Source organism: Phocaeicola sp. RTP21198st1_B8_RTP21198_201120 (assembly GCF_040929485.1).
In the GTDB taxonomy this organism is placed as follows: Bacteria; Bacteroidota; Bacteroidia; order Bacteroidales; family Bacteroidaceae; genus Phocaeicola; species Phocaeicola dorei.
On record NZ_JBCOCI010000061.1, the window covers coordinates 1 to 8,518 of the forward strand.

The following is an 8,518-nucleotide window of genomic DNA, read 5'->3' on the forward strand; positions in this document are numbered from 1 at the left end:
TTTTGGGGTTCTCTTCGTAAGAGAACCCCATTTTTGTGCAAATATAGCCCATATTTGCTTTAAACGCAATTTTTTGTTCTAGAAAAATAAGAAAAAGTTGCAAACAGGCGCATCTCGTTTATAAAAATAGCATACGACAAAACCAGTAAATATTCAATTATCAGAGATCTAACTTGACTTTGGGGTTCTCTTACGAAGAGATTCCCATTTTTTATTATACCTAAATATGCAAGAAACACCTTTCTGCAAGCCCATTATACAATAACTCATCACTGCAACAAACCTATTTTCCCTATTATGTTTCTTTTTACAAGAGAGAAGTTAAAAAGAAGTAAAAATGGCAGACATACACAATGCCTTAGAATAAAAAACGGACTGTACAGTCTTTCTTTTCTGTACAGTCCGCTTAAATTATATACAATGTAAAGAGATGACGCTTATTCTTCGTCAGCAAACATCGGGTCCCATGCCGGAAGACGGATAGGTTTCTGTTTTAAAATATCCAGTACCTTGGCAGGAACATATTTCTTTTCTGCCACTACACGGAACATATATTCATCAAACCACTTATCTGTCATGATAAGGTGTCCTCTGTATCCGCTGGCACTGCCCCAACTGTTTTCCACCATCCATTTTTTCGATTTTCCCGCTTTATCCAAGTCCACCGCCATCAAGGTCATAGCATGGCTGCTGCCACTGGAGAAAGTTTGGATACGTTGTTTCTTGTCCATGCCGAAGGTGGTTCCCATCAATGATTCGTAATCATAATTATCAGGATCTAACAGGCCACGTTTGCTGTCGAGGAACTTGCCTACATCGCAAGAAAAGTACATCATGGTACTGTCCTTGATGGAAGCAATGGCTATTTCTTTGATATCTTCTATAGGCAGATTGACGTAGGTCCAGTTTTTGCCATCATAACGGTGACGGTCAAAGTCTATTTCATAGCATTTATAGAATTCGCGGCTGGGATCATTCATCAGCATCACGTAGTTGTTGGTCAGATCATTTCCCAAGAACTCTCTATAGAAAGATATCGGAGTGTATTCTTTCGCTTCTCCACCCTTCAGACTCCATGTAAAGGTGGAAACAGGTTCGCCAAGGGTCAACACCAGCATACGATAAACCGTTCCCAGCATTTCTGTCTTTTTCTTTTCCAGTTCGACCGGCTTCACTCCGGCAGCGGCAGCTTCTCGTAGTTGTAAACCAAATTCCTTCAGTTTTAATCCTATCAGGTTACTCATCTTTCCGGTATTCTCACTGCTGAAAGTTTCCACCATTGCACTCTTGGGGACCAGTCCGTATTTCTCTATAATATCCGAAACTCCTGTGAATTGTCCTCCATCGCTTAAAGGATGCTTGAACAGCCATTCCACCATTTTGTCGTCCATGGGCTTTCCACTGGTATCAATGATTCCCTGTAAGAATAAGTTTGCTTTTTCTAATTGGTCGTAGAAAAAACAATAGTTCTGTGAGAACTCCATCTCATCCAGTCCGTATTTGGCAATCATCTGGCTGCGGAGCACGTTCAGTCCGGTAAAAAGCCAGCAACGACCGGAAGATTGTTGGTCGGTTATCCCCTTGGATAGCACCTTGTGTGAAAATTCCGTATCAAAATCGGCACGGTTCTCTTGGTTCAATGCCAACGTGTTGATACTTGTTCCGCCTAAGGCGTTACGGATGGCTTTGTCGGCAGGGGTTGCCTTATAACTTTGTTTGATTTGATTCAGCATTTCACCTGAAATGCCTCCCTGCTGTGCCTGGGCTGTCAATGCAGCCGCAAACAGAAGAGCGAATGTGATGTGTTTCTTCATATTATTGTAAAAATATAAAATGATTTATTAGGGTGGGTAAATGTACAAGTTATTTTTGAACCCTGCTAATCTTTCACGTGAAAGATATATAATCATCAGATCCTATCATTATTATGACAGGCCCGGCTGTTCTGCTTTTTTCTTTATCTTATATCCCAGTATAGCAATTGTGATACTCATCAAGGGACTGATAATGTTAAAGAAGGCGTAAGGCAGATACACAATGGTGGGAACACTAAGGATAGTAGCCTGTGTCATACCGCATGTATTCCAGGGTATCAATGGCGAAGTGACTGTAACAGAATCTTCCGTCGTGCGGCTCAGCAGTTTGCTTTCATAACCGTTTGCACTATAGATGTCTTTAAACATATTACCCGTCAGGATAATGGATATATATTGATCTGCTGTAGCAAGATTCAGGAACAAGCCCGATGCAACTGTGGATGACACCATTCCTACCCGCTTTTTCGTAAAACGTACAAAGACAGAAGTGATACTGCCGAGCATTCCTCCGGCTGTCATCGCCCCTCCGAAACACATGGCGCAGATAATCAACCAGATGGTATTCATCATACCTGCCATTCCGCGAGTGGATATCAGTTCGTTTATTTCCGCATTACCGGTTTCCAATTGGGTTCCACCATAAAGCATTCCCATTCCTCCTTTGAACAAGGCGGCAATCCCTTCGGCTCCTTGTCCGGCGATTTCGCATAATAGTCCGGGCTGGAAAATCAAGGCAAAGACGGTAGCCAGAGCCGTAGAAACAAATAGAGTGATGATGGAAGGCACTTTACGTGCAATCAGTATCGCTGTGACAACGGGGACAATCATCAACCACCATGAAATATGGAACTTATCACTCAATATACGGGTGTATTCGGCGATATGACCGGTATCAGTGGCTTCATGTGACAATCCAGCTATGGTAAAGATTATCAAAGTGATGACAAGTGACGGAACGGTGGTAATCATTAAGTAACGGATGTGAGTGAACAGCGGTGTATCCGTTACGGAAGATGCCAGAATGGTGGTATCCGAAAGCGGAGAAACTTTATCACCGAAATAGGCTCCGGAGATAATCGCACCTGCAATCCAACCTTCACTGAAACCTTGCGCCTTCCCTATTCCCATCAGTGCGATGCCGATAGTGGCGATGGTAGTCCATGAGCTGCCTGTCATGACAGATACTACCGCACAAATAATGCAAGTGGATACCAGGAAAAAATGAGGATGAATAACCTGTATGCCGTAATATATTAATGTAGGGACTACACCGCTGACCATCCATGCTCCGGACAAAGCTCCGATGATCAGCAAGATAATAAGTGCGGTACTTACCCCGGCTATATTATTGGTGATAGCCAGTTCGAAGTCCTTCCATGGACGATGGAATCCCGCCATACCTGTCAGCACACAAACTGCTGTAGCCACTAACAGACAGACTTGGCTGCCACCGGACAAGGCATCGCTTCCAAATGTACGGATAGTGACAAACAATAATAAAATAAGTACGAATACGGGTAAAAGGGATACTAACGGTGAAGGGATTTTGTTATCTTTCATTCTTTTTTTATTCATTTTTTATTCAAAATGTAAATAGAACTATCAATTTAGTTTTCAGCGTGCAAAGTTCGGAATATTTTTTGAGTTCTAAAAGTCAATCGGCGGTATTTAAAGACTTTTTTTGTATTTGTAGGTAAACCTTTTTGCAAAGGGGACGTTATTAGTTCAAATTATAACCTAAAACTTAACAAATATGAATGAATTAGTTGGTGGCTTAGGCTACGCTGTAAAAAATTGGTGGATGTCCCTGTTGCTGGGCTTGCTCTACATTGCGGTAGCACTATGTTTATTGTTCGCTCCTGTGAGCAGTTATGTGGCACTGAGTGTCATCTTCAGTATCTCGATTCTGGTCAGTGGCATTCTGGAAATCTTTTTTGCTGCCGGAAACAAAAAAACAATCAGCAGTTGGGGATGGTATCTTGCCGGAGGTATTATTGATTTACTGATAGGTATTTATCTGGTATTCTATCCGTTGGTCAGCATGGAGCTGATTCCGTTTATTGTCGCTTTTTGGTTGATGTTCAGAGGGTTTACATTGTGTGGCTATTCCACAGATTTGAAACGCTATGGCACGAAGGACTGGGGATGGTATCTGGTGTTTGGCATTCTGGCCATTCTTTGCTCTATGGCTATCATCTGGCAACCCGGACTTGGCGCTGTCACCGTGCTCTACATGCTGTCCATCACTTTCCTTATTATCGGATGTTTCCGTGTCATTTTCTCCTTCGAGTTGAAAAGATTGCATAAAAACAAGTAAAAAAAATCGTTTATTTTGGGCTACGTCGTACGTTATTCGTATTTTTGTTAGCCCAAAATAAACAATGATTTCTAGTAAGAGTCTTAAGTACACTGTGCGTATTCTGCTAGGTACACTGATTGGTGTCTACCTGGGAATAATTGTGCTGCTGAACATACCGTATGTTCAGGGCAAATTATCTGTTTTTGTAACTAAGGAATTAAAAAACATACTGAATACGGAGGTTTCTATAGGACGGATTGATATGGGTTTGCTGAACCGCATCATTGTGGAAGATGTCCTTTTGCATGACCGGAAGAATCAGGAGATGCTGAAAGTAGCCCGCTTGTCGGCAAAATTCGATCTTCTTCCTTTACTGAACGGTAAAGTCACCATCAGCAGTGTCCAGCTTTTTGGATTTACGGTCAATTTGAACCGGGAAACTCCAGAATCTGCCCCTAATTTCCAGTTTGTGTTAGACGCTTTCGCATCCAAAGATACGGTTAAAACAAAATCTAATTTGGATTTACGAATTAATTCCGTGTTGATAAGGCGTGGCAGAGTGACATACGATATATTATCGGAACCGGAAACTCCCGGAAAGTTCAATGCCCATCATCTATCGATAAAAAATCTCGCTGCAACGCTTTCACTGAAAGCATTGCGCAGCGACTCGTTGAATGCTGCCATCCGGCGGGTCAGCTTTGACGAACAATGTGGTTTTTCATTGCAGAAATTTGCCATGAAAGTTACAGCCAACAATAAACGTTTGGATATTAAGGATTTTGGTGTGGAACTTTCAAATACCGCTTTAAAGATAGATAGTCTGACCTTGAAGTATGACAGCCTGCCCGAATTGCCCCAAATGACAGAAAATGTAAGATACGATGGCTCTTTGAAGGCTTCAGTTATACTGAAAGATTTGGCTCCTTTTGTGCCTGCCTTGTCACGTTTTGAAGAACCGTTGGATCTAAATCTTGTTTTCTCCGGTCACGGCAAGCATTTGGACTGCCCCACCCTGCAGCTGGCTAACCACCACGGATTGATGATTGCAGGGGAAGCGGCCCTGAGTAACTGGGATGCAGGCATGGATATGTACATTTACGGCAAACTGGGTAACCTGATCATGACGAAAGAGGGCATAAACGTTCTGATGACGAACCTGACGGGAAAGGTTCCTCCCATTTTGCAACGTTTGGACTATATTCGTTTTAACGGGGAAGCGGCGGGCTATCTGCATGATCTCACACTGACAGGCTTGTTCTATACAGGGGCAGGCATGGTGAAAACGGACGTGATGATGAGCATTGATGAACAAAGCATGAGCAGAACCTATTCGGGTAGTGTGGCAAGTGCTGACCTGGATTTGGGAAAATTACTTAATCAGGAAAAGAAATTCGGCAAGGTGGATTTCAATGTGGAACTGAAAGGTTTCAACTATAAGAACCGGTATCCGGAGTCATACATCAAAGGAATCATATCTTCTTTTGAATATAGTCAATATCAATATGAAAATATCATGTTGGATGGCGTATATAAGGATGGAGGCTTTAACGGGCGCTTGTCCATGGACGACGCAAACGGTTCTGTCCAGATAGACGGTAATTTCAATGTTGCCAAAACAATCCCTGACTTTAATCTGAAGGCATCCGTAAAGAACCTGCGCCCCCACGACCTCCATTTGTCGGACAAATATGAGAATGCCAGTATATCGCTGGGACTCACGGCCGATTTCACCGGCAAATCCATTGACGACATGAACGGGCGTATTTCATTGGACAGCCTGCAATTAAACGCTCCCGATGAAAGAGGGTGTTTTCTTGACAATCTGACTATTACAGCCGGACAGGTAAGCGGTGAAAAAGAGTTGCGCATAAATTCATCCTTCATGACAGCAGTGATACGCGGTGACTATTCCTACCACACCATTCCGGCCAGCGTGGTAAAGACGGTACAACGCTATATTCCGTCCTTACTGACAATAAAGGATAATATGCCCGAGCCTCATAATAACTTCCAGTTTGATATCTGCTTGGAGAATACCGAAGTGCTATCCAAATTATTTCAGATTCCATTGGAATTATATTTGCCGGCATCTTTAAAAGGATATTTTAACGATGGCGAGGAGAAGTTGCACGTAGAAGGACATTTTCCGGAATTCAGATACAATGGAACACGTTATGATTCAGGCGTTTTATTTTGTGAGAATCCTTCCGACCGGTTCAAATGCTCACTGCGAGGCGGTATGTTAATGAAAAGTGGTGCAATGCTTAACTTCTCAGTGGAAGCCAATGCTAAAAACGATCATTTGGAAACAACAATTAACTGGGGAAACAATACTGATGTGACTTACGGTGGTAAATTTGCCGCCGATACCCGTTTCTTCAAAACGGAAGGCCCCCATCCTATTCTTCAGGCAGATATAAACATACAGCCCACAAAAGTAGTGCTAAATGATACGGTATGGAACATTCATCCTTCGCATATCGCCATAGATTCGGGACGCGTATTCATTAATAATTTCCTGTTTGAACATGAAGACCAATATTTAAGGATAGATGGTAAACTGACCAAGAAAGAAAGTGATTCCTGCTGGGTGGATTTGAGAAATATCAAGCTGGACTATGTACTGGATATCGTGCAGTTTGACGATGTAGAGTTTGGTGGACTTGTAACTGGAAAGGTTCATTTGAAAAGTGTTATGAAGAACCCCGTGATGCGAACCCGTCTAAATGTGCACAATTTCTGTCTGAACCGTTCTTTATTAGGAGAAGCCGATATTACAGGTGTATGGGATAAGGAATTGGGCGGAGTACGACTGGATGCCCAAATAGCGGAAAAAGGAATTTCCTCCACTCATGTGACAGGGTATGTCTCTCCCAAGTTAAAAGGTCTTGACCTGTTGATTCGGGCAGATAGTACGAATCTGGGATTCTTACAACCTTTTATAGAAGGAATTTTCAGTGAAATAAATGGTCGTGTCAACGGGAATGTCCGTTTATATGGTGATTTCAAGCATTTGGATCTGGAAGGTGAAGTGCGGGCCAAAATGGATGCTAAAATTGATGTGTTGAACACCTATTTCCAAATCCGGGATGACTCCATACATATATCTTCGGGCAGTCTGGATTTCAGGAATGTAAAAGTCTATGACCGTGAGGGACATGACGGACTGGTAAATGGTTATCTGCATCACACAAAGCTGAAAAATCTAATGTACCATTTCAATATACGAGGCAACAACCTGTTGATGTACAATACCTACGAAGCCGGGAATATGCCTTTTTACGGAAAAGTATATGGTACAGGAAATGTGGTGCTGGATGGTGGAAATAATGCGATGACAGTGGACGCTTCACTGACTACAGGCAGCAATACCAGCTTCACTTATATAACCGGAGTGACCACGGAAGCAGCGAGCAACCAGTTTATTACTTTTGTAGACAAAACTCCCAAGCGCATTCACGATGATGTGGAAACCGATCTTTACCACCACTCTAATGTGCGTAAGACTAAAGAGGAAGACGGACCTCCTATGGATCTCCGCATCAATATGTTGATAGAAGCAACTCCCAACGCTACCATGAAAATTATCATGGATCCTGTAGCGGGAGATAATATTACAGCAACCGGAAATGGAAATCTGCAAGTGAATTTTTTCAATAAAGGTGATTTCCGTATGTTCGGTAGCTATGTCATAGATCAAGGTATGTATAAACTAAGCATGCAGGAAGTAATACGCAAGGACTTTACCTTGAAATCAGGTGGCACGGTGACTTTCTCAGGTGACCCTTATCAGGCGAATCTTGATTTACAGGCGGTATACACGGTTAATTCTGCTTCTTTAAGTGATTTGGTAGTAGATCCCTCGCGCAACCAAGGTACGGTGAAGGTAAACTGTCTGATGAATCTGACTGGAAATTTATCCAATCCGGATATTAAATTCGATTTGGAACTGCCCACTGTAAGCGAGGAAGACCGGGAATTGGTACGTAGTGCTACCAGTACGGAAGAACAAATGAATACACAGATTATTTATTTGCTGGGAATTGGTAAGTTCTACACCTATGATTATGCCAATAATGACCAATCCTCTAATGCAACCAGTTCTTTAGCCTTCAGTACACTTTCCGGTCAGCTGAACAATATGTTGTCCCAATGGATGGGCAATAAAAACTGGAACATAGGCGCCAACCTGAGTACCGGTGAAAAAGGTTGGACAGATGTGGAAGCAGAAGCTATGTTGTCCGGCAGGTTATTGAATAACAGGCTAATGATAAATGGAAACTTCGGCTATAAGGAGAATGTGATGGCAAATAGCAATTTCGTAGGAGACTTTGAAGCGATATGGTTATTGACAAAAAACGGAGATTTCCGTTTGAGAGGATATAATCAGACTAATGAC

The 8,518-nt window shown here is 42.4% G+C and carries 4 protein-coding genes; 2 read left to right on the top strand and 2 right to left on the bottom strand.

The features are described from left to right. Positions 1-437: 437 nt before the first annotated feature. Both AB5935_RS17610 and AB5935_RS17615 read right to left on the bottom strand, forming a co-directional pair. Positions 438-1,814 carry a C1 family peptidase gene (locus tag AB5935_RS17610; RefSeq protein ID WP_007835544.1) on the bottom strand — a complete coding sequence of 459 codons (1,377 nt, stop codon included), beginning with the start codon at positions 1,812-1,814 and terminating at the stop codon, positions 438-440. A gap of 111 nt (positions 1,815-1,925) precedes the next feature. Then, positions 1,926-3,377, bottom strand: coding sequence for a Na+/H+ antiporter NhaC family protein (locus AB5935_RS17615; RefSeq protein ID WP_007849012.1), 1,452 nt, complete (start codon positions 3,375-3,377; stop codon positions 1,926-1,928). A 193-nt stretch (positions 3,378-3,570) separates the two neighbouring features. Here AB5935_RS17615 and AB5935_RS17620 point away from each other — a divergent pair, with 193 nt between their 5' ends. Both AB5935_RS17620 and AB5935_RS17625 read left to right on the top strand, forming a co-directional pair. After that, complete coding sequence (locus AB5935_RS17620) at positions 3,571-4,134, top strand: HdeD family acid-resistance protein (protein ID WP_007835551.1); 564 nt, start codon at positions 3,571-3,573, stop codon at positions 4,132-4,134. 64 nt (positions 4,135-4,198) lie between these two features. Then, positions 4,199-8,518, top strand: a 4,320-nt coding sequence (locus AB5935_RS17625; protein ID WP_368327508.1) for a translocation/assembly module TamB domain-containing protein, incomplete at its 3' end; no start/stop codon positions are given.

Bases quoted from the DNA above. Each gene is read 5' to 3' on its own strand.
- AB5935_RS17610 (WP_007835544.1), bottom strand. From the start codon at position 1,814: ATGAAGAAACACATCACATTCGCTCTTCTGTTTGCGGCTGCATTGACA.
- AB5935_RS17615 (WP_007849012.1), bottom strand. From the start codon at position 3,377: ATGAAAGATAACAAAATCCCTTCACCGTTAGTATCCCTTTTACCCGTA.
- AB5935_RS17620 (WP_007835551.1), top strand. From the start codon at position 3,571: ATGAATGAATTAGTTGGTGGCTTAGGCTACGCTGTAAAAAATTGGTGG.